Consider the following 24,845-nt stretch of genomic DNA (forward strand, 5'->3'; position numbering starts at 1 on the left):
GGGTGCTCCAAAAGCTTCCGAAGACCTCGGTGGGGCTTCTCGCGTCGCCGCTCTTCTCGTCCGGCGGCTCTTCTCGCGTCGTGGCTTCTCGGGTACGTGGGTCGGGTGGGCTCAGCCGGCGAACCAGCGCACCGGCCGTGGCGTGAGGTTCTGGTAGACGTGCTTGGTCTCGCGGTACTCGGCGAGCCCGGCGGGTCCCAGCTCGCGGCCGGTGCCGCTCTTGCCGAAGCCGCCCCACTCGGCCTGCGGGAGGTAGGGGTGGAAGTCGTTGATCCAGACGGTGCCGTGCCGCAGCCGTCCCGCGACCCGGCGGGCGCGTCCGGCGTCGGCGGTCCAGACGGCACCGGCCAGGCCGTACTCGGTGTCGTTGGCGAGGGCGACCGCCTCGTCCTCGGTGCGGAAGGTCTCGACGGTGAGGACCGGTCCGAAGACCTCCTCGCGGACGACCTTCATCTCCCGGTGGCACTGGTCGAGCACGGTCGGCTCGTAGAAGTAGCCGCCGGCGGGACGGTCGGCGGACGGTTCGGGACGCTTGCCGCCGGAACGCAGCACCGCGCCCTCCGCCAGCGCCGACGCCACGTACGCCTCGGTCTTGGCGCGCTGCTGCTCGGAGACGAGCGGCCCGCACTCGACGCCGTCCGCCGTACCGCGTCCGAGGCGGATCCGGGCGGCGCGGCGGGCGAGTTCGGCGACGAACCGTTCCCTGAGGGGCTCCTCCACGATCAGCCGGGCACCCGCCGAGCAGACCTGGCCGCTGTGGATGAAGGCGGCGTTGAGGGCCTGGTCGACGGCGGTGTCGAAGCCCTCCTCGGTGGCGCAGGAGTCGGCGAAGACGACGTTGGGGTTCTTGCCGCCGAGTTCGAGGGCGACCTTCTTGACCGACACGGCGGCCGCCTGTGCGACCTTGACCCCGCTGACCAGACCGCCGGTGAAGGAGACCAGGTCGACATCGGGGTGCTCGGCGAGGCGGGCGCCCACGCTGTGCCCGGGGCCGGTGACGAGGTTGGCGACTCCGGCCGGCAGCCCGGCCTCCGCCAGCAGCTCGATCAGCGCGACGGTCGTCAGCGGGGTGATCTCGCTCGGCTTGATCACGAAGGTGTTGCCCGCCGCCAGCGCCGGAGCGATCTTCCAGCTCGCCTGGAGCAGCGGGTAGTTCCAGGGGGTGATCAGGGCGCAGACACCGACGGGCTCGTGGACGACGACGCTGTGGATGTCGGGCGAGCCCGCGTCCACCACCCGGCCCGCGCCCTCCGCCGCCACCAGGTCCGCGAAGTATCGGAAGGCGTCGGCGACGCAGTCGATGTCGACCCGGCCCTCCTCGACGGTCTTGCCCGCGTCCCGGCTCTCCAGGAGGCCGAGCATGTCGCGGTCGCGCACGAGCAGGTCGGCCACCCGGCGCAGCAGGGCGGCGCGCTCGGGGACCGGGGTGCGGGGCCAGTCGCCGGTGTCGAAGGCACGCCGGGCGGCGGCCACCGCCGTCTCCGCGTCCTTCTCGTCACCCTCGGCGACCACGGCGAAGGACAGGCCGTCCGCGGGGTCGATGATCTCGCGTGTCGCGCCGGAGACGGCTTCCAGCCACTCGCCTCCGACATGGATGGTCGCTTGCGCCGTTCGGTCCGCCATGATCGGTATTGCCTTCCGTTCCTGGTCAGTGCCCTTGTGTGACAGAGGAGTCACACTCGGGTACCGCCAGCGCCTGCCCTCGGTCCCGGATTGCATGCGCAATCCGTGGCCGAAAGTGTGCTGCATCACTGAACAGTCGGACTAAACAGGGCAAAAAGCCTTCTCAGGGCGTGGCACTCGAGGGTTCGGCGCGCGTGGCGTGCCGGGGCCTGCTCCTGGTCGAGATCTGACCGACCAGTTCCCAGAAGCACACCAGAGCAGTCACGGGCGGAATCCCGAAGATCACTAACGACAACAGGGCATGGGACGAGTGGCTGGCACACAGCGCCACGGCCAGCAGGGAGGCGGACAGCACCACACACCAGGACCGGCGCGCACTCCGGCGCTGAGCGGTGGCCCGCAGGACGGAGAGCGCCGCCACGAACCACGGGCCGTACACCGTCAGCGGCCAGTACTGCGCCAGCCCCGCGGGCAGCACCGACGAGGCGATCCCGCGCAGCTGCCCGTAGGAGTAGCAGACGGACCAGACCAGCATGCAGACCGCGCACAGCGAGACCGTCGCGATCAGGAGCGTGATGTGCGTGACGCTCCGGCCGCCGTCGAGCAGATGGGAGTCCTGGCGGAGTCGCCGGCGGCTGCTCCTGCGCTGGGCCGGTACGTCCAGCAGGGTGGGAGCCGTGGCCGCGCCGGCCGGCGCGGACAGCATCTGGGCCAGCTCCTCGACCGGGTCCCAGTCGTTCGGTGCGGCGTCCGGCTCCGGCGCGCCCCAGGCGTGGTCGTAGAGACCCGGATGGTCATAGAGCCCGGGATGCTCGTACAGACCGGGATGGTCATGAAGACCGGGATGGTCGTAGAGACCGGGATGGTCATAGAGACCCGCATCGCGCTGAATCCCGTCCATCGATAAAACCTCCGCACCCTGCTTCAGGACGCGCCGTACAGATCGGCCAACGTCCGCCGATAATCCTTTTCCAGCGCATTGATTCTCTTCAGGAAATCATCGAGCAGGTCCGAGCATGAGGTGATATCCATACTTCCGGGCCAGCGAAGCGCTGTCGTCGGGTGGTCTTCGGCGGCGAGCCAGTCCAATCGCGTCACGGTCACCTAACGACCGCCACACAGGGTGGGGTTTGGGGCGTTCGGGGGAATTCAGTCACCCGGAAGAGAACCTATAGAATACCTGGCGCTGCACACTTGAAGAAATTGTGAATAGACAGGCAATTACATTCCGCGGATACTGGAATTAAATGAACGGCGGCGCGGGCGGCGCGGGAGCGGGCGTTCAGTCCACGCCGGGGTCCGCGTCACAGACCGTGTCCGGCGGGCAGAACCAGTCCACCGCCGTCGTCAGATGGCCCAGCTCGTCGTCCCGGCCGTCGGAGTCGGGGCCGTAGGACGCGATGGCGTAGATGTTGCCGTCGGGGGCGACGAACCGCTCGTCGACGACGTGCCAGGTGCCGATGTCCGGCTCACCGCCGATCGTGCCGGCCAGGTACTCCAGCCGGGAGCCGGTGAAGCCGACGTCGTCGAGGCTGGTCAGGCCCAGCTCCTGGAAGCCGTCCGGCTTGGGGGTCCGGTCGGAGAGGTAGAGCTCGAAGGAGGCGTCCGGGGAGCCCTCGGCGACCTGGTAGACCTGCAGCCGGTGCTCACGGTCCGGGCTGCGGTAGCTGACGACGGCGATGCCGTACGAGGAGTCGACGGTGGACCGCGACCAGCCCTCGGGGACGGCGATCCGGAAGCCCTCGGCGTCGTGCCGCACCTCGTATCCGGCGGGAGGGGCGGAGGCCGACGGGGAGGGGGCGCCGGTGTCGGAGGGCGACTCCGACACCATTCCGGCCGCCGCGGAGGGGGTCGGGCTGACGGAGGAGTCGGCCACGGCGGGCTTGCCGCCCTCCCCCTTCCCGACCACCAGGGTCAGCACCAGACTGACGGCCACGCCGACGACAGCGGCCCCGACAACGACGGACCACACGACCCTGCGCCCCGGCCATCGGCCGACCCCGGCCACCTGACCGGGCCCGGCAAGTACCCAGACCGACTCGGCGGGCGCCCAGACCGTCCCGACGGACGGCGGGCCTGACTCGGCGGACGGTGGGACCGTCCCGACGGACGGCGGGCCCGTCCCGACGGACGGCGGGCCTGACTCGGCGGACGGTGGGACCGATTCGACGGGCGGTGGGGGTGTCGTGGTGGTGGGATGAGGGTCGGCCTCCCAGCGTTGTGCGTCCTCGTTCCAGTGCCGCGCTCCCCCCTCGCTCATCGGCTCTCTCACCTCCCCAGCAGGCCGGCCAGTGTGCCCGCCGAGGCGAGGACGTTCAGGAGGGCCTGGGAGTCGGTGAGGAGTTCGCGCAGGCGTTCCCGGCGGGTGGGGCCCGCCTGGCCGGTGCGGGTGATCTCGTCCTCGGTCTCGGCGAGCGCGGTGCCCAGCGCCGCCGTCTGCTCGGTGCCCCGCACCCGTGCCAGGTCGGCGCGCAACTCCCGTACCGCCGCGAGGAGTTCCTCGTCGGCCGGAGATCCGGCGGCGCCGTGGTGGTGGCTCTCGGCGTGCGCGTGGCTGCCGATGGCGAACGTGCTCCCGGAGATGTTCCCCAGGGTGACCTGCGGCTCGTCACTTGCCATTGCTGTCGGGGCCCTTCTGCGTGGTGTGACTGGTGGCGGTGGCGTGGCTGCCGAAGGCGAACGTGGAGCCCTCGACCCGGTCGATGCTCACGTTGGTGCTGTTGTTGACGGTCTTCTGGACGAACTCGCCGGTCTCGTAACCGGCCTCGGCGAGCGCGGCCCGTACGCCGTTGGCCACCCGGTCCTGGATGCTGCGCAGGTACCGGACGACGTCCATCTCCTGGAAGTGGGAGCCGACGTCCACCGCGCCCAGTTCACGTACGGACAGCGCCGGCCCCTCGGGCAGCGCACCCGCGTGGCCGCCGGTCAGCAGCCGCCAGAGGTACACCGCGCCCCGGCCGAGCTGGCCCACCGAGCGGCCCACCGAGCCGGGGACCAGGGCGATCGCGGCGGCCGTCTTGCCGGCCCAGTTGCTGTTCCGGAACCGGTGGGCGGTGCGGTCGGCCCCCTTGAAGTCCGCGCGGACCGGGGTCAGTACATGCGGGGCGATCTCCAGCACGAGCATCCGGCCCTGGGTGTGGATGCGCACGAACACCGTGACGACCACCTCCTCCTCCCAGCCGCCGACGCGGATCCGCAGGAAGTGCCGGCGCTTCTCGGCGCCCTCCTCGACGGCCCGCGCCCGGTGTTCTTCGAAGGCCTGCGGGGTGTACGGCGCCTGGTCCCGGGTGAGCAGCCCCTCGGCCGGCAGGAACACGCACTCGTCGATCTCCAGCTGGCGCAGCCGGTCGCGGTTGCCGGGTCCGGCGTACTCGGCGGGGACGCGGAGCTGTTCGAGCAGCGGGCGGACCTTCTCCAGGATCGCCCGGTTGCTGAGCGGCTGCCGCTCCTTCTTCAGCTCGTCGGGCTTGAGTTCGACGGCGAGCACCCACGTGTCGTAGGCGGCGCCCGCCCCGCAGAACGGGTCGGCCTCGTTGTACATGATCAGCGGCGCGTGCTGTTCGATCCGGATGCGCTGCTTGAGCCGCTGGAAGCGGGGGTTCTCCGCCTTCTCGGCGGGGTCGTTCGCCGCGTCCGGGAAACGCTGCGGGGAGAGCTCGCCGGCCAGCGCCCGGCTGAACTGGGTCCGCTGGGCGTGCGCGCACAGGGCGACACCGGCGAACACGGCGAGGGTGAGCCAGGCGTGCCAGGCCTCGGCCAGGCCGCCGAAGTCGCCGAGTCCCGGGGCGAGCAGATCGCCGAGGCCGGTCGAGTCGGAGTAGCTGGAGCCGTAGTAGCCGTCGGAGCCGTATGAGTCGTACGGGTCGTACGACGGGCCGTCGTCCGAGCCGCCGCCGAACGCGACGACGAGGGTCGCGATCAGGGCGAACGCGTAGAACGACCGGCCCCACCAGCGGAGCAGGAAGGCGGCGATCACCCGGTACAGCGGCGGATGGGCGGCGCGGCCCCTGATCCAGGGCGCGACGGCGAGCGCGATGCCCGGCACCAGGAAGAGCAGGAGCAGCCCGCCGCTGAGCGGCAGCCCCACCACCCACAGGCCGAGGATCGCCCCGGCCCACAGCAGTTCCTGGCGGCGGGCGCGCAGGGCGTGGGCGAGGACCCGGGCGGCGTCGAAGCCGAGCGAGGGCGCCGCGATCCGCTGTTCGTTGAGGTGGAGTTCCTCGATGACCCGGTCCCGGTATGCGGAATCCAGATAGGTGCCCGCGCACAGCAGCCGGCCGGCCTCACTGGCGTACGGCGGTACGGGCGGCAGCGCGGGCGGTGCCCCGGCGGGCGGCCCCGGCTGTGGTTGTTGCGGCACGTAAGCGGTGCTCACGACGATCCCCCGATGCGTGTGACGTGCGGTGCTGGAAGTGCGTTGCTAGACGTCGAGTTGACAATCCATCAGCATAGGGGGACGACCGTGGCCGGTGAGACGGAATTGCCCGAAGTCACCGCTGGTCAGGAGTCGGCCGGCCGGGGCCACGGCCCGGCACCGACAACGGCTCCGGGCCCGCCGAGACCGCTCGGGCGTCAGCTCGCCGTCCAGGTACGGGGGTCCGGCCCGGGGCGTGGCCCTGGGCGTCGCGGTCACCGGGACGATCCTGTCCGCCCACACCGACCTCGCCTCTGGCATGGGCCCGGCGCTGCGCGCGGTCGCGCTGCGGGTGCTCGCGGCGACGGTGCTCGTGGTGGCCGGTCACCGCGACCGACGCCCGACGCGCACTATCGCGTCCGACCGGAAACGCGTACTATCGCGTTCAGCGGTGCCTGAGCAACTCCCCATGACCGTACGGCCCGCCGAGGAGCCACCGATGCCCGCTCTGCTGAATCCCGTCCTCGACCTGCTGACCCTGCGCGGCACCGTCACCGAGGCGGAACAGATCACCCCCCTCATACGCCGACTGCGCATCGACGGCGACCAGCTCGCCGGTCTCGACGTCCGCCCCGGCCGGCAGGTCCGGGTCCTGGTCACCGGCCTGACCCTCCGCACGTACTCCGTGTGGCACTACGACCCGTCCGGCGTCGTCGAGTTGTGCGTGCTGGACCATCCCGAGGGCGGGCCGGGGGCCCAGTGGGGGCGCACGGTCGGCGTCGGCGAGGAGGTGCGGCTGCGCAAGCCCGAGGGCACGTTCACGCTGCGCCCCGAGGCGGCTCACCATGTCTTCGTCGGCGACGAGACGGCCTCGGTCGCCTTCGGCGCGATGCTCGCGGCGCTGCCCGAGGAGGCCACCGTCTCCGGCTGCGTGGAGACGGCGACCGCGGCGGACCGGCTGCCCCTCGCGTACGCGGAACGGCTCGACTGGGTGCTGCGCGGCGAGACGGCACTGCCGGAGGCGGTACGACGGCTCGCCCCCGAGCCCGGCGGGATCGCGTATGTCGCCGGGGAGGCGCGGGCCGTGCAGGCGGTGCGGAAGGTGCTCGTCCAGGAGGCGGGGTGGGACCGGCGGGCGGTCCTCACCAAGCCGTTCTGGACGCCGGGGAAGAAGGGGATGGAGTGACGACGACGCTCAGGAACACTGGGCGTCGGCAGGGCAGAAGGAGTCGACGGCCGTGGTGAGCGGCCCCCGGACCAGCCCCGCGGCGAGGCTCCCGGGACCGCTGGAGCGGATCGCGTACAGGGTGCCGTCGGCGGCCTGGAAACGGTGGTCGATGACCTGGCGGCTGCCCTTGTCCTTGTCCTCGTAGCGGTACGACAGTTCGGCCCAGGTGTCGCCGGAGGTGCGGGCGCCGGCCTGGTAGCCGGGTTGCTTCGCGTACCCGTACCCGGGGTCGTTCTCGGCGAGTTGGAGGGACTCGGCCGGGGTGGCCTCGGAGAGCGCGAAGATCTGCAACTGGCGCCCGTCGGACGGGGAGTCGTAGTACACCACCGGCGCCTTCTCCCCCTGCTGCTGCCGCCGGGTCCACCCCTGGGGCACGTCGAGGGTGTACCCGACGGGATCACGCACGACGCGGTATCCGGCGGCGACGGAGGGGGCGGGGCTGGGGCTGGCCGTGGGCTCGGCAGACGCGGGCGCCGACGACTTGGCACTGACGCTCGCGCTCACGGACGGGGCCGCCCCGGTGCCGGAGCGTTCACCACCGTCCCGGCCGAGGTACCAGACCCCGAGCCCGGAGAGACCGGCGACAAGAACCAGACCGATCCCCGCGGCAAGCGCACGACGGGACCGCGGCCGCGGAACGTACCCGGCCGGTGGAGGCGTCGCCGCAAGCCGCCGCCCCGCCGAGGTGGGGGCACCGGACCAGGGAGGCGGGGTGTAGCTCCTCCGCGCCTCGTCCGGCGACGGGGACAGGGACGGCGCCGGATAGCGACCACCGGGCGGCGGCGGTACGGGCGGAGCGGGTGACGCGGGCAAGGAGGGCGCCGCCGAGTCAGGCAGGGTCGGAGAGGGGGGCGGTGACTGCGCCCACGAGGCGGGCAGGGTCGGGGACGGCGCCTGCGAGGCGGGCAAAGTCGGGGACGGAGACGAGAACGCGGGCGGGAGGGGAGGCAGACCGGGAGGCGGCGTCGGTGGCCACGCCGGGCGTCCCTGGTCCTCAGCCGGTTCGTGCCCGGGAGCGTACGGCTCGTCGCCACCGCCCTGCCGCTCGGGAAGCACGCCGGGTGTGGACCGCTGCGCGCGCTGCCGTTTCTCCAGAGACACCGGCCACTCGGACTGCCGCCGACTCTCCGGCGACGGGGGCCACCCAGGCTGCCGAGGACCCTCTGGCGACGGCGACCGCTCCGCATACCCGACGCTCTCCGGCGACGGCGGCCGCTCCGCGTGCCATGGGCTCTCCGGCAGCTCTGACCGGTCGTGCCGCCACGTGCTCTCCGGCGGCTCCGGCCGGTCCTGCCGCCACGGGGCCTCCGACCGGTCCTGTTCCCATGGGCTCTCGGGGAGCCCCGTGTGCCGTGGGGGTACCGTCGGCCATCTCTGGGTGCTCGGCTCCTCCGCCTCATCCTGGTGGCCCGGCACTTCCGCCTGTCGCAGGTCCTCCGGTGGCTCGCTCCGGCCGGTCGGTGCGCTGTGCCCCGTGGCTTCCTCGGGCCAACCGCCTTCGCCGGTCCCGCCGTTCCTGTCGCTCATCGCGAACCCCCCGATTCACTCCACCGCTTGCCTCTTCCGACGGTAGCGGCGGAAACGGGAACGGGCCCCGTTCCGGACGAAACCGGAGTGGGGCCCGTGGGTGCGGGAGGCTCAGATGAGGCCGAGGGCGCGGACCGCGTCGCGCTCCTCCGCCAGCTCCTGCACCGAGGCGTCGATGCGGGCGCGGGAGAACTCGCTGATCTCCAGGCCCTGCACGATCTCGTACACACCGTCCTTGGTGGTGACCGGGAAGGAGGAGATCAGGCCCTCCGGGACGCCGTAGGAGCCGTCCGACGGGATGCCCATGGAGGTCCAGTCGCCGTCGGCGGTGCCGTTGACCCAGGTGTGGACGTGGTCGATGGCGGCGTTGGCGGCGGAGGCCGCCGAGGAGGCACCGCGGGCCTCGATGATGGCCGCGCCACGCTTGGCGACGGTCGGGATGAACTCCTCGGCCAGCCACTTCTCGTCGTTCACGACCTCCGCGGCGTTCTTGCCGGCGACGGTCGCGTGGAAGATGTCGGGGTACTGGGTGGCGGAGTGGTTGCCCCAGATGGTCAGACGCTTGATGTCGGCGACCGTGGAGCCCGTCTTCTTCGCCAGCTGGGTCAGCGCGCGGTTGTGGTCGAGGCGGGTCATCGCGGTGAAGCGCTCGGCCGGTACGTCCGGCGCCGCGGCCTGCGCGATCAGCGCGTTCGTGTTGGCCGGGTTGCCGACGACCAGGACCTTGATGTCGTCCGCGGCGTGGTCGTTGATGGCCTTGCCCTGCGGCTTGAAGATGCCGCCGTTGGCCTCCAGGAGGTCACCGCGCTCCATGCCCTTGGTGCGGGGGCGGGCGCCCACGAGGAGGGCGACGTTGGCACCGTCGAAGGCTACGTTCGGGTCGTCGGAGATGTCGATGCCCTGCAGGAGCGGGAAGGCGCAGTCGTCCAGCTCCATGGCGGTGCCCTCGGCTGCCTTGAGCGCGGGGGTGATCTCCAGGAGGCGGAGCCGGACCGGCACGTCCGCGCCGAGCAGCTGGCCGGAGGCGATGCGGAAGAGCAGGGCGTAACCGATCTGGCCGGCCGCGCCGGTGACGGTGACGTTCACGGGAGTGCGGGTCATGGCGTTCTCCGTATGACAGCTGGCGGTGGGCGTCCTTGCCCTGGGGTGCGGACGTACAAATGATCGATCTCTCGGCATCAAGAGATCCACCGGTCAGGCTATCGCGCATTCCGGATGCCGGACGTGGAGGGGTCGGTGTGGCTCGCCCCACAGAGGTCACCCCACCGAGGTCACCCGACCGACGTGTCCCCACAGATGTGTCCGCACAGATGTGTCCGCACTCGGGTCCGCACAGACGTGACCCTACCGACGCCACCCCGCACGCCGCGTAAGAAAGAGGCGACCGCCCGTCCGGGAGAGGTGAGACGGGGCGGCCGCCATCCGGGGGTGCCGGAATCCGGACTCCCGTGGGGGTACGGTTCGCCTGCCCAGGAAACGCCACGGCATTCCTGAACGGTCCGGGTTTCTACGAGGTGCACCCCGTCGGCCCCGACGCCAGCGTCGCGCACGCCTTGGCCTGGGCCGCGTCCCGTACCGCCACCATCGGCGTGTAGGCGATGGTGTCGCCGGCGGCCGTGATGTCGCCGGTCTTCGTGGTGGCGCCGGCCGTGACCCGCACCGAGTCGCCCCGGGAGGCGCCGGTGATACGACCCCAGGCGGCGCCGCAGGTGCTGCTGTAGCGGACCTCCACGGTGGTCGCGCCGACCGTGGCGGTCTTGGCGGTGGTCACCAGGTCGCCGCTGCACCCCATGGCCTCCGCGTCCTTGCCGGTGCAGCCGGTGCCCGCGCACTTCACGCCGGCCGGCAGGTCGGTGCCGGCGCTGGTGGACGGGGCGGACGAGGTGGCACCGCTCCGGTTCTTCTTCCCGTCGCCGCCGTCGTTGCCGGTGAGGAAGAAGACGGCGGCGACGACCACGGCCACTCCGACCACCCCCGCGACGAACATCGTCAGCCGCCGCCGGACGCCGCCGGGGGCACCCGTCCCCACGGGCGCGGCCGGCCCGCGGGCCCCGGTCCCCTCCCGGCGGTTCGCGTCGGGTGCCGTCGGCTGGGGCGGGATCGTGGGCGAGACACCCGCCGGCCCGGCGATCCCCGGCGTCGCCACGGCACTGCCCGCCCGGCGCGGCGCCTTGCCGCCGGCCGTGGTCGTGGCCGGCGGCGCCCCGAACTCTCCCAGCGCGGCCCGCGCCTGGGAGACCCGGATCGCCTCCATCGTCATGTCGTGGCGCATCTCCGAACGACTCCAGGCCCGTTCGGCCAGCTCCCACATGGTGGTGAGATGGACGGGATCGGCGCCGGTGACCTCGGCGAGCGCGACGACCGCGCCCTTGGGCGCCAGCAAGCGCCCGCCCAGGTACCGCTCCCAGGACGTCTTGCTGTAGCCGGTGCGGTCGGAGAGTGCCGCGACGCTCAGCCCGCCGCGGTCCACGAGCCGCCGCAACTGGGTCGCGAACTCTCTTACCTGCGGATCGAGTTCATCCGGCAGAGCCTTCCAACGAGGCATTGCTTCCCCCCTCTTCCCCCGGTCCTCCCCGGTCCTTTTGTCCCCGGTTCGGCGCCGAGTCTTCCCCCGCGTTCCTCTTGCGCGTGGTGCCCCCGCGCCGGTCCCCGTTCTGGCTACCCAGCGGACCGCGGCGCCCCCGGAACCCAGTCCCCCGGCAGGGGGCGCACAGGAGCACTGCCCCGCCCACGTGCACCGTCGCACGCCTACCGCGACGCGGTCCAACGGGCCTTCGGCTCGTCCCGATTGGACACGTTAGCCCGCTTGTAGGTCGGCTTCGTGACATATCCGCGAACTTGTCAACACATCGACACACCGGTCATCCGGCCGTGACCTCGCAGGTCACAGGGGACCCGGCTCACCCGAGAAGCACGGCACCGACGACCACCGCCAGGAGCAGTCCGAGCAGCAGCAGGACCGCGGCCTGCAGCAGTCGGCCGTGCGAGCGGGGCGCCCGCTCCTCCTCCGGGCGGTCCCACCAGGGGAGGGTGGGATCGTCCTCGTACTCCCCGGCGCCGGGCGGTCGTTCCGGCACGTTCGCCGGGCGCGGCCAGGCCTGGACGGCCAGCTCCCAGCGCACGGTGTGCCGTTCGGCGTCGGCGCCGGCGAGGCCCGCGACCCGGCACAGCGCGGCGACGGCCTGCCGCGGCGGCGGCTGTACGGCGTTGAGGTACCGCTGCCAGGAGGACTTGCTGTACGCGGTGCGGGCGCCCAGCGCGACCAGGCTGAGACCGGTGTCGTCCTTGAGGAGCCGCAGTTGCTCCACGAAGTGCCGCACCTCCGCCGGGAGTCCCTCCGGCAGCGGCTGCCAGCCGCCCATCACACACCTCCACGGCTTCCCGCGTTGCCAGTTCGTTGCCAGTTCAGACCGGGTGACGACGGTCGGCGGTCCGACGGTTCCCGCAGGCTGTGGCAGTGCGGGCGGTGCGTAGCGGAACTGTCACCTGTGTGCCACAGCGCACCGACAGCCGTTGAACAGCCGACGCGCGATGGGAAGGCTGAAACCCGACGGCGGTCCGTCCTGCTCGGGGGAGGGGACGGGCCGCCTTTCGGCCGCTTTCAGCCGCCCAGGCCTCCTGGCCTCCTGGCCTCCCGGGGCCGCCCAGCCCGCCCGGCGTCACCAGTCCCGTCTCGTACGCCACCACCACCGCCTGCGCCCGGCTGCCAGGTCGAGCTTGGTCATCGTGCGGTTGAGATGGGTCTTCACGGTGGCCTCGCTGATGTTGAGGCGGTCGGCGATCTCCAGGTGGGACAGTCCGCGCGCGGTGAGCTTGAGGATCTCGACCTCACGGGAGGTCAGCACGTCGGGGTCGGGCGGCGGGCCGGCCTGCGGGTCGGGGCCGTGCTGCCGGGCGAAGGCCTCGACCAGGCGCCGGGTGACACTGAGTCAACCCCAGGAGGTACCGCGGAAGTTGTAGGGGGTTCAATCGGAGGTGGGATTCGCCGGGCAGTCCGGATCCCTACCCTGAACCAGGGAAAGGCCCGCACCCATTGGGGGAGGTGCGGGCCCTTTCAAGCGCCGAAGCCGCTAGCTCCTCATCGTGAAGTGCAGCGTGTCCTTCAGATACGGGATCACCAGCCAGGGCTTCGGCTGTGCCATCAACGCCAGCAGCACGATCGCCAGCCCCAGCACCCCGTACGTCGCGATGTCCGTGAACCGGGACCGCACCGCCAGCATCCCCACGCTCGGCAGTATCCAGCGCATCACCGCCCCCGCGAGCAGCGCCGCCCCGATCAGCAGCGCACCCACCCGGAACTGGTCCAGCGAGGTCAGCAGCAACCCCACGGCGACGGTGGCCAGCACCACCAGCAGCGGCCACTGCCGGGCCGGCGCCGGCAGGTCTCCCGACGCGGCCCTGCCGCCGCCCTCGGGGCGTGCCGTGTCCCGTGTGAACAGCGGGAACCGCCGGGTCGCCCGGCGCCCCGCCTCCGGTCCGTGACCGCCGTCAGCCGACACTGCGCTCCGCCGCCTCGACCACGTTGACGAGCAGCTGCGCCCGGGTCATCGGCCCCACACCGCCGGGGTTCGGGGAGAGCCACCCGGCGACCTCGGCGACGTCGGGGTGTACATCGCCGACGATCTTGCCGTCGGCGTTGCGGGAGACGCCGATGTCGAGGACGGCCGCGCCCGGCTTGACGTCCTCGGCGCGGATCAGGTGCGGGGACCCGGCCGCGGCGACGATGATGTCGGCGCGCTTGAGATGGGCGGACAGGTCACGCGTGCCGGTGTGGCACTGGGTCACCGTCGCGTTCTCGCTGCGCCGGGTGAGCAGCAGCGGCATCGGACGCCCGATGGTCACGCCACGGCCGACGACCACGACCTCGGCGCCCTTGATCTCGACGCCGTAGCGGCGCAGCAGGGTCAGCACGCCGTTGGGGGTGCAGGGCAGCGGCGCGGGCTCGCCGAGCACCAGCCGGCCCAGGTTCATCGGGTGCAGGCCGTCCGCGTCCTTGTGCGGGTCCATCAGCTCGAGGATGCGGTTCTCGTCGATGCCCTTGGGCAGCGGGAGCTGGACGATGTAGCCGGTGCAGGCCGGGTCGTCGTTGAGCTCGCGGACGACGGCCTCGATCTCCTCCTGGGTCGCGGTGGCGGGCAGCTCACGCTGGATGGAGGCGATGCCGACCTGCGCACAGTCACGGTGCTTGCCGGCGACGTACTTCTGACTGCCGGGGTCGTCCCCGACCAGGATCGTGCCGAGGCCGGGCGTGACGCCCTTCTCCTTCAGCGCCGCCACGCGGGCGGTCAGATCGGACTTGATCGCGGCTGCGGTGGCCTTGCCATCGAGAATCTGGGCGGTCATGGCTCCATCCTCGCGGATGCCGGTGTCCCGTTTCCAATCGGGTGTGCGGTCATGATCAATGATGTTGCACTTGCACAACACCTCGCGAATCGGACTGGACAACAACTCGCCCTTACTAAACGATGAGCGGCGCAGTATCGCGGTCCGGTTGGGGGGCAAACCGCTCAGATCATGACGTACCTCCGTCCCAATCCGCGTCGTCCCCGCAGGTCCAACGGAGGAATCGGCCATGAGTTTCGGCTCGCCCAACAACCCCTACGGTCAGCAGCCGCAGAACCCGCAGCAGGGTCAGCCCGGCTACGGCTACCCTACGCAGCAGCCCGGTTACCAGCAGGCCCCGCAGGGCGTGCCGCCGCAGCAGGGGTACGGCTACCCCCAGCAGCCCGGTTACCCGCAGCAGGGCGGCTACGGCTACCCGCAGCAGGGTTACGGCGCGACCCCGCCGTACGCGAACTGGGGCCAGCGCTTCCTCGGCACCCTCGTGGACGGCCTGGTCTTCCTGGTGCCCTACATCCTGGTGATCGTCGGCAAGAACACCCCGGTGCTGGCGGCCATTGGCGGTCTCGCCCTTCTCGGCCTGGCGATCTGGCAGCTGATCATGGAGGGCCGCACCGGCCAGACCGTCGGCAAGAAGGCGCTGGGCATCCGCCTGGTGAAGGAGGCCACCGGCCAGCCGATCGGCGTCGGCATGGCCTTCGTGCGCCGTATCGCTCACATCCTGGACAGCCTCGCCTGCTACCTGGGCTGGCTGTGGCCGGCGTGGGACTCCAAGCGCCAGACGTTCGCCGACAAGGTGTGCGGCACGATCGTGATCCGCAGCAGCTGAGCGACGACTGAGCGACCGGCCGACTCCCGCACACTCCAAGGGCCGTGTCCCCCGCACTGGGGGACACGGCCCTGGTGTTCGCTCGCGCGACCTTCGATCGCGCGACCTCAGTGGAAGAAGTGCCGCGTCCCCGTGAAGTACATCGTCACGCCCGCCTTCTCCGCGGCCTCGACGACGAGTTCGTCGCGGACCGAACCGCCCGGCTGCACCACGGCCTTCACGCCTGCCGCGGTGAGGATCTCCAGGCCGTCGGGGAAGGGGAAGAACGCGTCGGACGCGGCGTAGGAGCCGCGCGCCCGCTCCTCACCGGCCCGCTCGACGGCGAGCTTCGCGGAGTCGACGCGGTTGACCTGGCCCATGCCGACACCGACCGAGGCACCGTCCTTGGCGAGCAGGATGGCGTTGGACTTCACGGCCCGGCAGGCCTTCCAGGCGAAGGCGAGCTCCGCCAGCTCCTCGGGGCTCAGCGCCTCGCCGGTCGCGAGGGTCCAGTTCGCCGGGTCGTCGCCGTCGGCCTGGAGGCGGTCGGTGACCTGGAGGAGGGCGCCGCCGTCGATGGGCTTGATCTCGGCGATGTGCTGGGGTGCGCCCGGGGCCCTGAGCACCCGGATGTTCTTCTTCTTGGCGAGGGCCTCCACGGCCCCCTCCTCGTAGTCGGGTGCGACGATGACCTCGGTGAAGATCTCCGCGACCTGCTCGGCCAGCTCCTTGCTCACCGGCCGGTTCACGGCGATGACCCCGCCGAACGCGGACAGCGGGTCGCAGGCGTGCGCCTTGCGGTGCGCCTCGGCGACGTCCGAACCGATGGCGATGCCACAGGGGTTGGCGTGCTTGATGATCGCGACGCACGGCTCGTCGTGGTCGTACGCGGCACGGCGGGCGGCGTCCGTGTCCGTGTAGTTGTTGTACGACATCTCCTTGCCGTGCAGTTGCTCGGCGAGGGCCAGGCCGACATTGCCCGGGGCACCGGTGGGCGCGGTGTCGATGTAGAGCGCGGCGGGCTGGTGCGGGTTCTCGCCGTAGCGGAGGACGCTCTTGCGCTCCAGGGTGGCGCCGATGAAGTCGGGGAACCGCCCCGCGGCGGAGTCGCTGTCGGATCCCGCGTCTGCGGGGGCGTAGGTGCTCGCGAACCAGCCGGCGACCGCGACGTCGTACTCGGCCGTGTGCCGGAACGCCTCGGCGGCGAGCCGCTTGCGGGTGGCGAGGTCGAAGCCGCCCTCGGCGACGGCCTTGAGAACGTCGGCGTACCGGGCGGGGCTGGTGACGATCGCGACCGAGGGGTGGTTCTTGGCGGCGGCGCGCACCATCGACGGACCGCCGATGTCGATCTGCTCGACGCACTCGTCGGGCGTGGCACCGGAGGCGACGGTCTCGCGGAACGGATAGAGGTTGCTGACCACCAGGTCGAACGGCTCGATGCCGAGCTCTTCGAGCTGGCGCCGGTGGTCCTCGAGGCGCAGGTCGGCGAGGATGCCGGCGTGCACCCTGGGGTGCAGGGTCTTGACCCGGCCGTCCAGGCACTCGGGGAAGCCGGTGAGCTCCTCGACCTTGGTGACGGGGACGCCGGCGGCGGCGATGCGGGCGGCGGTCGAGCCGGTGGAGACGAGTGCGACACCGGCCTCGTGCAGCCCGCGGGCGAGCTCTTCGAGCCCGGTCTTGTCGTAGACGCTGACGAGCGCGCGACGGATGGCCCGCTTGCCGCTCTCGGCCGTGACAGTGCTCTCGGCGGTCACTGGATAACTACCTTTCGTCCCTCAATGCGATAGCCGTTGCGGGCGATCCGCCCCACGACCTCGACGAGCAGCCTTCGCTCGACGTCCTTGATGCGCTCGTGCAGAGCGCTCTCGTCGTCCTCGTCCCGGACCGCCACCACGCCCTGAGCGATGATCGGCCCGGTGTCGACGCCGTCGTCGACGAAGTGGACGGTGCAGCCGGTGACCTTGGCGCCGTACGCGAGCGCGTCCCGTACGCCGTGGGCGCCGGCGAAACTGGGCAGCAGGGCGGGGTGCGTGTTCACGGTCCGCCCGCCGAACCGCGCCAGGAACTCCTTCCCGACGATCTTCATGAACCCGGCGGAGACGACGAGGTCGGGCGCGTGGGCGGCCACCGCCTCGGCCAGCGCCCGGTCCCACTCCTCCCGGGTCCCGAAGTCCTTCACGCGGGTCACGAAGGTCGGGATCCCGGCCCGCTCGGCACGCGCGAGCCCCTCGATGCCGGCACGGTCGGCGCCTACGGCGACGACCTCGGCGCCGTAGGCCTCCACGCCGTTCTCGGCGATCGCGTCGAGGAGCGCCTGGAGGTTGGTGCCGGATCCGGAGACCAGCACGACAAGGCGCTTGGCCACGGGCTTGGCGGCCACGGTGGGGCCCTTTCTCGGGGGAGCGTCGGTACGGCGGCCGGACTCGCACACGCTTTGTACATTCGTACGAGTGCTTCGCGCCCCGGGATACGGGGAAGTCTACGAAGCGGCCGACCGTCAGCAACGATACCGGCACACCGGACGGCCCCCACGGGACGGGGGCGTGGCCGGAAGGTAGCGTCTGGGAGGTACCGAGGCGGGAACGCGTCCGGGATACGACGCGTTCACGAAGTAACCAGCCGTTTCGTCCGCTGTATCGATCAGCAGATCAGCCATCAGCTGTATCCATGCAGCCGTATCCGTGCAGTCGTATCCGTGCAGTCGTATCCGTAAGCCAGCCAGTCGTATCCATCTGCTCTGTTCATCTTGATCTAGGGGAAGACGCTCACTTGATGCCGGACCGCAGCCTGGGACTTCGTATGCTCCCCCCGCAGTCGGTGCAGGGAGGGCCGCGTTTCGCCGTGCTGTTGCGGGAGCGGCCGGCCTCGCCGCCGGAGGCACCCTCGGACCGGCCGAAGGGTGACCAGCAGGACGACAACCCCTTCGCCCCACCGCCGGAGGGCACGCCGGACAAGCCGTGGCAGCCGCGTCGCCCGGCCGGTGACGGCGACCAGGAATCGCCCTGGGGCAGCCAGTGGAGCGACCGTCAGCCCGGCCGGCAGTCCGGAGGCTTCGGTCAGCGCCCCGACGAGAGCGGCCCGGGCGGCGGCGGTCAGGGCGGCGGCGGTCAGGGCGGCCCGGGCATGCGCTTCGACCCGACGGACCCCGCTCAGCGCCGGGCGCGGTACGCCCTGCTGAGCGGCATGTGGGGCTTCCTCTTCGCCCTCTTCGGCTGGCCGTACCTGGCACTGCTGCTGGGCGCGCTGGGCATCTACTGGGGTGTCAGCGCGCTCCGCGCCAAGCCGCGCAGCCCCGAGGAGGCCGCGGCACAGGCCAACGCCAACGCCGACGCCGGCCGACCGCAGACGACGGCGGCGATCAGCGGCCTGGTCACGGCGTCGCTGGCCCTGGCCCTGGTGGCGGCGACCTTCACGGCCCAGATGGTCTACCGCGACTACTACACCTGCGTCGGCGACGCCCTCACCAGCGAGGCCAAGCACTCCTGCGACCACCTGCTCCCACAGGAGCTCCGCACCATCCTGGGCACCACGAACAACTGAGGAAGCGGGCGGGGTGTCGGCCGCGGGCGGCCGAGGGCTACTGGCGGGACGGCCGATGGCGACTAGGGGCGGCCGGGGACCGCAGACGTGACGACGGGAAGCGGCCGGGGACGGGCGAGGGCCTTGGCAAGACAGCCGAGAGCGGCCATAGCGGTCCGGACCTGCTGACCGGCGGCCGGCAGCGGTCCGGGCGCGCTGACAGGCGGTCAGGATCCGGCGGGGCCGTCCGATGGTCGGGTTCCGTGCGGGCCGTCCGATGGTCGGGGTTCGTTGGGGCCGTCCGACGGTCGGCGTTCGTTGGGGCCGTCCGACGGTCGGCGTTCGTTGGGGCCGTCCGATGGTCGGGTTCCGTGCGGGCCGTCCGATGGTCGGGGTTCGATGGGGCCGTCCGGCGGTCGGGTTCCGTGCGGGCCGTCCGACGATCGGGGTTCGTGCGGGCCGTCCGATGGTCGGGTTCCGTGCGGGCCGTCCGATGGTCGGGTTCCGTGCGGGCCGTCCGACGGTCGGGGTTCGTTGGGGCCGTCCGGCGGTCGGGTTCCGTGCGGGCCGTCCGACGGTCGGGGTTCGTTGGGGCCGTCCGATGGTTCGGATGCCTCTCGTAGTGCTGCCCAGCGGGCCTTGCGGGCCGTCTCGTCCTGCCAGGAGTCGGGCGGTGGCGGGGTGGCCGACACCATTTCGTACGGCTCGGCGGGCAGCGCCTCGTACGGCTCGAACGTATCGCCGTCGCCCTGGTCGGGCAGGAGGACGGCCACCGGGGCCGGGGTCGGGGACTCGCTCTGCTTCTCCGTCGGCGGCTCCTCCCCCGGCTTCTGCTTGCCGAAGCCCAGCCATGCCGCGAGCGAGGCCGGCCCCAGCCCTCGCCAGGCCCGCAGTGCAAGGGCCACCGGGACGCCGGCCCCGAGGAGCCAGGCGCAGGTCGCCGCGCCCGTCTGCCACCAGACCGGGCCGAAACGGGTGAGCGCCGCGACACCCAGGGGGCCGCCCGCCAGCTCGGCCAGGGCCGCGAGCAGCAGCGCGCACAGCAGGGCCGCCAGTGTCATCACCCCGGCCGTACGCCCGGCCGGCCAGCGCCGTTTGGCCGCCCTGCCCACCACGAACCACGCCATCGTCACCCCGGCCGTCACCGGCACCGCGCCGGCCAGCCAGTTCACCGGCGCCCCCGGCCCGTCCGCCGGCACGGCCGCGAGCAGCGGAAAGGGCGGCAGGAGCGGGGCCGGGTCGGCGGCCAGGGGGTTCACGACATGACCGGCGCCGAGCGCGAAGCCGGGGCCGACGGCGTACGACGCCGACCACACCGCCGCGTTCGGGATCAGCGAGACGCAGAGCAGCAGGACCGCGAACCGGCCCGTCCACCCCTCCGTCAGTTGCAGGAACGACGCCCGGGCCGCGGCACCGTGCGCCACCAGCTCCACCGCGAGCAGCACCGTCCCGCCCCCGAAAAACACGGCCACCCCGGCCAGGGAGGCGCGGACGGCCGTACCCCACCGCACCCGGGTGTCCCGGCCGAGGAGCCGTCGTCGTGCCGGCCCCGGGAGCACCACCGCCAGACTCAGCAGCGGCTCGCGTGGACGGCCGTACGCCGTCCACACCCCGGCGCCCGCCGCGCCCGCCGCGAGCAGCGGCAGACACACCGCCACCCACCCCCACTCGGGGCGCAGTTCACCGCCGGACGCGTACAACGCGGCGCAGCCGCCGACGCCGAGGTAGCCGGCCACGACCCCGGTCCAGGCCGTACGGGCCCGGACCGGCGGCGGTGCGTCGGCGCCGTCACCGTCGTGTTCCGGGGCGTCCACCGCCTCCCGCGCCCCCCGGTACACCAGCAGCACGGGCAGCACGAGCAGCAGCAACGGCGTCACCCCGACCGGGGCCGGCACCCCGGACAGGGTGTCGGTGCGGACCAGTTCGACCCCGTGGGCGAGCAGCCACAACGCCGCCGCGAGATGCAGCGCACCGCCCGGTCCGCTGTCGGGATACGGCGAACTGACCCACAGCGCCATCACCAGCACGGAGAAGCAGGCGAGTCCGAGCCCGGCTGCGATCGCGCCGCCCAGGAGGCTCGCGGCCAGCCCGGGGGAACGGTCACGCAACCGGGTGAGCAGGAGGGACAGAAGCGGCGGGCGCGACGGTCGCGACGGAGGTGCCGACGGCGGTCGGTGGGCGGGCATCCGAATCACGACGGCCATGCTCCCAACGACACGCGCTTTCCCGTCGTAACAGGCGAACCACCGAAGTGTCGCCCAATATATGTTTATGTGTTTTTTCGAAGGAAGGTGCGCCCGGTGACGCAGAGCCCTGTCCCCTCCGACGAGGCCGTACCGGCCACCGCCCTGACGCCCGCTCAGGCCTTCGACGCGCTCTACGCGTTCTGCGCCCCGGCCCTGGTACGGCAGACCTATCTGCTCACCGGGCGCCGGGAGCTGGCGCGGGAAGCCGTCGAGCGGGCCTTCCAACTCGCCTGGCAGAACTGGCCGCAGGTGGCCCGCGACCGGGACCCGGCCGGCTGGGTGCGGGCGGTGGCGCACGAGTGCGCGCTCTCCCCTTGGCACCGGTTCCGGCTGCGCTACCGCCAGCCCGAGTCCCCGCCGGCCGACGCGGCCGACCGCGCCGTGCTGGAGGCACTCCTCCAACTCCCGCCGTCGTACCGTCGCACGCTCCTGCTGTACGACGGTGTCGGCCTCGACCTGCCGGAGACGGCGGCGGAGACGGAGGCGAGTACACCGGCGGCGGCGCGGCGGCTGACCCACGCGCGGCGGGCGGTCGCCGCGCAGGTCCCCGAGCTGGCGGACCCCGCCGCGTTGCACCGGCGGCTGGCCGAACTGGCCTCGACGGAGCGTCTGCGGGCGGCCCAGCCGACCGCTGTGCGGACCTGCTCCGAACGCCGGACACGTTTCTGGACCCGGTCCGCGCTGGCCTTCACGGCGACGATCATCGCGGCGACGACGCTCACGCTGCGGACGGCGCCGACGCACTACGAGGCGCCGATCGGTCCGGCGCAGGCGATCAGCGGGGTGCCGGCGGAGGTGGGGCTGGGGCCGTTGTCGGCGAGTGAGCGGGCCTTGCAGGCGAAGCTGCGGAGGATCGCCGAGAAGGGACCGGAGAGATTGGTGCCGGTGGCGAGGTAACGCGTTCGGATGCAGGGGGGTGGGGCTGGTCGCGCCCGCGCGGCGGTAGCCGCACATCGAATACAGCCTCGCGCCCCCTACGGGGCTTTCTCAGCTGCGGGCGGCCGTGCCTCCCCCAGTACCTCAAGGGCCTGGGAGGTGCCCCCAGGCGGCACCGGGGGGGGCGATGAGGGTCCTGCCGGCTCGAGCAGAGCCGAGAGTGGGGGAGGCACCCCGCCAAGCGCGGGCGAGCGAAAACGTCGGTAGGCCCGTCCCCACCCCGGGGAACGGGCCTACCGACGTTCAGTCAGCCGGCGTCGAAAACGCTCAGCCGGCGAGCAGCTCGCGCGCCAGCTTCGCCGTCTCGGTCGGGGTCTTGCCGACCTTGACGCCCGCGGCCTCCAGGGCCTCCTTCTTCGCCTGGGCGGTGCCCGACGAACCGGAGACGATGGCGCCGGCGTGACCCATGGTCTTGCCCTCCGGCGCGGTGAAGCCCGCGACGTAGCCGACGACCGGCTTGGTCACGTTCTCCTTGATGAACGCGGCCGCACGCTCCTCGGCGTCGCCACCGATCTCACCGATCATCACGATCAGGTCGGTGTCGGGGTCGTCCTGGAACGCGGCGAGCGCGTCGATGTGCGTGGTGCCGATGATCGGGTCGCCACCGATGCCGACGGCGGTCGAGAAGCCGATGTCACGGAGCTCGTACATCATCTGGTACGTCAGCGTGCCGGACTTCGAGACCAGACCGATACGGCCCGGCTTGGTGATGTCGCCGGGGATGATGCCGACGTTCGACTGGCCCGGGGTGATGATGCCGGGGCAGTTCGGGCCGATGATCCGGGTCTTGTTGCCCTTCTTGCCGGCGTACGCCCAGAAGGCCGCCGAGTCGTGCACGGCGATGCCCTCGGTGATCACGACGGCCAGCGGGATCTCGGCGTCGATGGCCTCGTCGACCGCGGCCTTGGTGAACTTCTCCGGCACGAAGATGACGGAGACGTTGGCGCCGGTGGCCTCGATGGCCTCCTTGACGGTACCGAAGACCGGTACCTCGGTGCCGTCGAAGTCGACCTTCTGACCGGCCTTGCGCGGGTTGACGCCGCCCACGACGCTGGTGCCGTCACCCAGCATGAGCTTGGTGTGCTTCATGCCCGTGGCGCCGGTCATGCCCTGGACGATGACCTTGCTGTCCTTGTTGAGCCAGATAGCCATGGTGTGTTCTGTCCTCGTCCTGAGTGCTTACTTGGCGGCGTGGGCCAGCTCGGCGGCCTTGTCGGCCGCGCCGTCCATGGTGTCGACGCGCTGCACCAGCGGGTGGTTGGCGTCGGTGAGGATCTTGCGACCCAGTTCGGCGTTGTTGCCGTCGAGGCGGACGACCAGCGGCTTGGAGACGTTCTCGCCGCGGTCCTCCAGGAGCTTCAGGGCCTGCACGATGCCGTTGGCGACCTCGTCGCAGGCGGTGATGCCGCCGAAGACGTTGACGAACACGGACCGGACGTCCGGGTCGCCGAGGATGATCTCCAGGCCGTTCGCCATCACCTGGGCGGAGGCGCCGCCACCGATGTCGAGGAAGTTGGCGGGCTTGACGCCGCCGTGCTTCTCACCGGCGTACGCGACGACGTCCAGGGTGCTCATGACGAGACCCGCGCCGTTGCCGATGATGCCGACCTCGCCGTCGAGCTTGACGTAGTTGAGGTTCTTCTCCTTGGCGGCCGCCTCGAGCGGGTTGGCCGCGGCCTTGTCGTGCAGCTCGTCCCAGTCGTGCCGGAACTCGGCGTTGTCGTCGAGCGACACCTTGCCGTCCAGGGCGAGGACCTCACCGGAGACGACCTTCGCGAGCGGGTTGACCTCGACGAGGAGGGCGTCCGACTTGATGAAGGTGTCCCACAGCTTGACCAGGATGTCGGCGACCTGGTCGGCGACGTCGGCCGGGAACTTCGCCGCGGCGACGATCTCCTTGGCCTTGGCCAGGTCCACACCGTCGATCGCGTTGATCGGGGTCTGGGCCACGGCCTCCGGACGGGTGGCCGCCACCTCCTCGATCTCCATGCCGCCCTCGACGGAGGCGATGGAGAGGAAGGTGCGGTTCGCACGGTCGAGGAGGAAGGAGACGTAGTACTCCTCGACGATCTCCGGGGCGGTCTCGGCGATCATCACCTTGTGGACCGTGTGGCCCTTGATGTCCATGCCGAGGATGTCCGTCGCACGGGCGACGGCCTCGTCCGCGGAGGCGGCCAGCTTGACGCCACCGGCCTTGCCACGACCACCGACCTTCACCTGCGCCTTGACGACGGACTTGCCGCCCAGACGCTCGGTGATCTCGCGCGCCGCCTCAGGCGTGTCGATGACTTCACCGGCCAGCACCGGTACATCGTGCTTGGCGAAGAGGTCCCTCGCCTGGTACTCGAACAGGTCCACGCGCTTCCGTCCCTATCAGTGATCTCGCGGTTCGTTGGATGCGTGGGCGTGCCGCGAAGGGCAACGTGACGTCCGCAATGTGTCACAAGGGGGGCGCACACGGTGTCCGAGCGCGCGGCATGTCCGTCTCGCAGATTATCGCCGCTCGCTGGGGGTCTCTAAATCGGGAGTCACACCTGAGCGGTGATACCTGTCACATGATGCCGGGTATCCGGGGTTCTGGTGGCACGGCGTGCCGTTCTGCGAACGATGTGCGAGGCCTCACCGGGCTGGGGTTGGCCCGGTGAGGCCTCCGCCCCGGGGGCCTCGAGCCTCCGGGGGTGGGCCACCGCTCCCCGCCCCACTGGGGAGCGGCGGCCCGAACCGCGGGGTCCCGGTGGGGCGAACCGACGGTGTTCGGCCGCCCGCACCGAGTCACCTCCGCGGAGTCAGACGGAGTGGAACCTGGTCTGTGGGCCGAGGACGTACTCCGGGGTCATGGGGGCGGTGCCGACGCCGATCATGGTCGCCGCTCGCCGCTGCAGGGCCTGGGCGTGTGCCCGGGCGGTGGCCTGAGCCTTGGCCGTGGCCTGCGCGGCCCGTGCCGCCCGGGCACCCTGGATGGCCTGCGCGGCGCGGATCCCGGCCGCCCGGCTCGTCCCCTGCGCACCGAACCGCCGGCGTGCGGCGTGGTCGGCGGCTATGGCGAGGCTGCTGCTGATGTTCTTGTCCATGCGTGTGTCAGTCCTTCGGGGCTCCGGCGCGTGCGTCACGCGTCCGCGGAGCCGGGAGTGCCTCCGGTGGGCCGGAAGCGCGGCTGGGGACATCGCCGTCCGGAACGCTCGCAGGGGAGTCCACGGGGATCCGAAGGGGGGATCCCAGGGGTTCCGGACGGACGGGCAGACCTGTTCCGCCCCCGCGCGACAG

At 71.8% G+C, this 24,845-nt stretch carries 22 protein-coding genes and 1 pseudogene; 4 read left to right on the forward strand and 19 right to left on the reverse strand.

The genetic code is table 11. From position 1 onward, the window contains the following. Positions 1–111: 111 nt before the first annotated feature. From AB0N16_RS08735 to AB0N16_RS08760, 6 genes are all read right to left on the reverse strand, one after another. On the reverse strand, positions 112–1,623 hold the full coding sequence (locus tag AB0N16_RS08735; RefSeq protein ID WP_365794539.1) for an aldehyde dehydrogenase family protein: 1,512 nt from the start codon (positions 1,621–1,623) through the stop codon (positions 112–114). 163 nt (positions 1,624–1,786) lie between these two features. Further along, the gene (locus AB0N16_RS08740) at positions 1,787–2,524 is read right to left on the reverse strand and encodes a DUF2637 domain-containing protein (RefSeq protein WP_365794542.1); all 738 of its coding nucleotides are present in this window, start codon (positions 2,522–2,524) and stop codon (positions 1,787–1,789) included. Positions 2,525–2,547: 23 nt separating this feature from the next. Then, the gene (locus AB0N16_RS08745; RefSeq protein ID WP_365794544.1) at positions 2,548–2,727 is read right to left on the reverse strand and encodes a hypothetical protein; all 180 of its coding nucleotides are present in this window, start codon (positions 2,725–2,727) and stop codon (positions 2,548–2,550) included. Positions 2,728–2,905: 178 nt separating this feature from the next. After that, positions 2,906–3,559, reverse strand: coding sequence for a hypothetical protein (locus AB0N16_RS08750; protein ID WP_365794546.1), 654 nt, complete (start codon positions 3,557–3,559; stop codon positions 2,906–2,908). A gap of 332 nt (positions 3,560–3,891) precedes the next feature. Beyond that, positions 3,892–4,242 carry a hypothetical protein gene (locus AB0N16_RS08755; protein ID WP_365794548.1) on the reverse strand — a complete coding sequence of 117 codons (351 nt, stop codon included), beginning with the start codon at positions 4,240–4,242 and terminating at the stop codon, positions 3,892–3,894. Further along, the gene (locus tag AB0N16_RS08760) at positions 4,232–5,998 is read right to left on the reverse strand and encodes a hypothetical protein (protein ID WP_365794550.1); all 1,767 of its coding nucleotides are present in this window, start codon (positions 5,996–5,998) and stop codon (positions 4,232–4,234) included. The genes AB0N16_RS08755 and AB0N16_RS08760 overlap by 11 nt, the downstream gene beginning before the upstream one ends. Before the next feature lie 478 nt (positions 5,999–6,476). Here AB0N16_RS08760 and AB0N16_RS08765 point away from each other — a divergent pair, with 478 nt between their 5' ends. After that, positions 6,477–7,163, forward strand: a complete 687-nt coding sequence (locus AB0N16_RS08765) for a siderophore-interacting protein (RefSeq protein WP_365795216.1) — start codon at positions 6,477–6,479, stop codon at positions 7,161–7,163. 9 nt (positions 7,164–7,172) lie between these two features. On the opposite strand, the gene AB0N16_RS08770 is transcribed toward AB0N16_RS08765, so the two are convergent. The 7 genes and pseudogenes from AB0N16_RS08770 to AB0N16_RS08800 form a co-directional block, all read right to left on the reverse strand. Next, a complete protein-coding gene (locus tag AB0N16_RS08770; RefSeq protein ID WP_365794552.1) occupies positions 7,173–7,709 on the reverse strand; it encodes a hypothetical protein in 537 nt (178 codons plus the stop codon). Positions 7,710–8,843: 1,134 nt separating this feature from the next. Further along, positions 8,844–9,833 carry a malate dehydrogenase gene (locus AB0N16_RS08775; RefSeq protein ID WP_362562976.1) on the reverse strand — a complete coding sequence of 330 codons (990 nt, stop codon included), beginning with the start codon at positions 9,831–9,833 and terminating at the stop codon, positions 8,844–8,846. A gap of 406 nt (positions 9,834–10,239) precedes the next feature. Further along, positions 10,240–11,277: a DUF2690 domain-containing protein gene (locus AB0N16_RS08780; protein WP_365794554.1), complete on the reverse strand. Its 1,038-nt coding sequence runs from the start codon at positions 11,275–11,277 to the stop codon at positions 10,240–10,242. 355 nt (positions 11,278–11,632) lie between these two features. After that, positions 11,633–12,094 carry a helix-turn-helix transcriptional regulator gene (locus AB0N16_RS08785; RefSeq protein ID WP_365794556.1) on the reverse strand — a complete coding sequence of 154 codons (462 nt, stop codon included), beginning with the start codon at positions 12,092–12,094 and terminating at the stop codon, positions 11,633–11,635. Between the two features lie 286 nt (positions 12,095–12,380). Continuing rightward, positions 12,381–12,658 (reverse strand): annotated as a pseudogene (locus tag AB0N16_RS08790) (response regulator transcription factor); the annotation flags it as partial. A 144-nt stretch (positions 12,659–12,802) separates the two neighbouring features. After that, positions 12,803–13,231, reverse strand: a complete 429-nt coding sequence (locus AB0N16_RS08795) for a DUF3017 domain-containing protein (RefSeq protein WP_365794558.1) — start codon at positions 13,229–13,231, stop codon at positions 12,803–12,805. Next, positions 13,221–14,075, reverse strand: coding sequence for a bifunctional methylenetetrahydrofolate dehydrogenase/methenyltetrahydrofolate cyclohydrolase (locus AB0N16_RS08800; RefSeq protein ID WP_365794560.1), 855 nt, complete (start codon positions 14,073–14,075; stop codon positions 13,221–13,223). The genes AB0N16_RS08795 and AB0N16_RS08800 overlap by 11 nt, the downstream gene beginning before the upstream one ends. Before the next feature lie 229 nt (positions 14,076–14,304). Between AB0N16_RS08800 and AB0N16_RS08805 the strand changes: the two genes are divergently transcribed. Next, entirely contained in the window at positions 14,305–14,901 is a 597-nt protein-coding gene (locus AB0N16_RS08805; RefSeq protein WP_365794562.1) for an RDD family protein, read from the forward strand. 107 nt (positions 14,902–15,008) lie between these two features. Here the strand turns inward: AB0N16_RS08805 and purH are convergent, their stop codons facing one another. Continuing rightward, positions 15,009–16,634: a bifunctional phosphoribosylaminoimidazolecarboxamide formyltransferase/IMP cyclohydrolase gene (gene purH / locus AB0N16_RS08810; RefSeq protein ID WP_365794564.1), complete on the reverse strand. Its 1,626-nt coding sequence runs from the start codon at positions 16,632–16,634 to the stop codon at positions 15,009–15,011. After that, positions 16,631–17,260, reverse strand: coding sequence for a phosphoribosylglycinamide formyltransferase (purN, locus tag AB0N16_RS08815; protein WP_365794566.1), 630 nt, complete (start codon positions 17,258–17,260; stop codon positions 16,631–16,633). Before purN ends, purH begins: the two co-directional genes overlap by 4 nt. 392 nt (positions 17,261–17,652) lie before the next feature. On the opposite strand from purN, the gene AB0N16_RS08820 reads away from it, so the two are divergent. Beyond that, positions 17,653–18,420 (forward strand): hypothetical protein, encoded by a 768-nt coding sequence (locus AB0N16_RS08820; RefSeq protein WP_365794568.1) that lies wholly within the window; start codon positions 17,653–17,655, stop codon positions 18,418–18,420. Positions 18,421–18,626: 206 nt separating this feature from the next. On the opposite strand, the gene AB0N16_RS08825 is transcribed toward AB0N16_RS08820, so the two are convergent. After that, positions 18,627–20,507 (reverse strand): DUF6350 family protein, encoded by a 1,881-nt coding sequence (locus AB0N16_RS08825; protein WP_365794570.1) that lies wholly within the window; start codon positions 20,505–20,507, stop codon positions 18,627–18,629. 183 nt (positions 20,508–20,690) lie between these two features. Here AB0N16_RS08825 and AB0N16_RS08830 point away from each other — a divergent pair, with 183 nt between their 5' ends. Then, on the forward strand, positions 20,691–21,542 hold the full coding sequence (locus tag AB0N16_RS08830; protein WP_365794572.1) for a sigma factor-like helix-turn-helix DNA-binding protein: 852 nt from the start codon (positions 20,691–20,693) through the stop codon (positions 21,540–21,542). Positions 21,543–21,848: 306 nt separating this feature from the next. On the opposite strand, the gene sucD is transcribed toward AB0N16_RS08830, so the two are convergent. From sucD to AB0N16_RS08845, 3 genes are all read right to left on the reverse strand, one after another. After that, positions 21,849–22,733 (reverse strand): succinate--CoA ligase subunit alpha, encoded by an 885-nt coding sequence (gene sucD / locus AB0N16_RS08835; RefSeq protein WP_351933019.1) that lies wholly within the window; start codon positions 22,731–22,733, stop codon positions 21,849–21,851. Positions 22,734–22,760: 27 nt separating this feature from the next. Continuing rightward, a complete protein-coding gene (sucC, locus tag AB0N16_RS08840; RefSeq protein WP_351693433.1) occupies positions 22,761–23,939 on the reverse strand; it encodes an ADP-forming succinate--CoA ligase subunit beta in 1,179 nt (392 codons plus the stop codon). A 428-nt stretch (positions 23,940–24,367) separates the two neighbouring features. After that, entirely contained in the window at positions 24,368–24,652 is a 285-nt protein-coding gene (locus tag AB0N16_RS08845) for a hypothetical protein (RefSeq protein ID WP_365794574.1), read from the reverse strand. Positions 24,653–24,845 lie beyond the last annotated feature (193 nt).

The organism is Streptomyces sp. NPDC051105, assembly GCF_040682795.1.
Classification (GTDB): Bacteria; Actinomycetota; Actinomycetes; order Streptomycetales; family Streptomycetaceae; genus Streptomyces.

Coding starts and splice junctions, on each gene's coding strand:
- AB0N16_RS08735 (WP_365794539.1), bottom strand. CDS start 1,623: ATGGCGGACCGAACGGCGCAAGCGACCATCCATGTCGGAGGCGAGTGG.
- AB0N16_RS08740 (WP_365794542.1), bottom strand. CDS start 2,524: ATGGACGGGATTCAGCGCGATGCGGGTCTCTATGACCATCCCGGTCTC.
- AB0N16_RS08755 (WP_365794548.1), bottom strand. CDS start 4,242: ATGGCAAGTGACGAGCCGCAGGTCACCCTGGGGAACATCTCCGGGAGC.
- AB0N16_RS08765 (WP_365795216.1), top strand. CDS start 6,477: ATGCCCGCTCTGCTGAATCCCGTCCTCGACCTGCTGACCCTGCGCGGC.
- AB0N16_RS08775 (WP_362562976.1), bottom strand. CDS start 9,833: ATGACCCGCACTCCCGTGAACGTCACCGTCACCGGCGCGGCCGGCCAG.
- AB0N16_RS08780 (WP_365794554.1), bottom strand. CDS start 11,277: ATGCCTCGTTGGAAGGCTCTGCCGGATGAACTCGATCCGCAGGTAAGA.
- AB0N16_RS08785 (WP_365794556.1), bottom strand. CDS start 12,094: ATGGGCGGCTGGCAGCCGCTGCCGGAGGGACTCCCGGCGGAGGTGCGG.
- AB0N16_RS08800 (WP_365794560.1), bottom strand. CDS start 14,075: ATGACCGCCCAGATTCTCGATGGCAAGGCCACCGCAGCCGCGATCAAG.
- AB0N16_RS08805 (WP_365794562.1), top strand. CDS start 14,305: ATGAGTTTCGGCTCGCCCAACAACCCCTACGGTCAGCAGCCGCAGAAC.
- AB0N16_RS08820 (WP_365794568.1), top strand. CDS start 17,653: ATGCCGGACCGCAGCCTGGGACTTCGTATGCTCCCCCCGCAGTCGGTG.
- sucD (WP_351933019.1), bottom strand. CDS start 22,733: ATGGCTATCTGGCTCAACAAGGACAGCAAGGTCATCGTCCAGGGCATG.
- AB0N16_RS08845 (WP_365794574.1), bottom strand. CDS start 24,652: ATGGACAAGAACATCAGCAGCAGCCTCGCCATAGCCGCCGACCACGCC.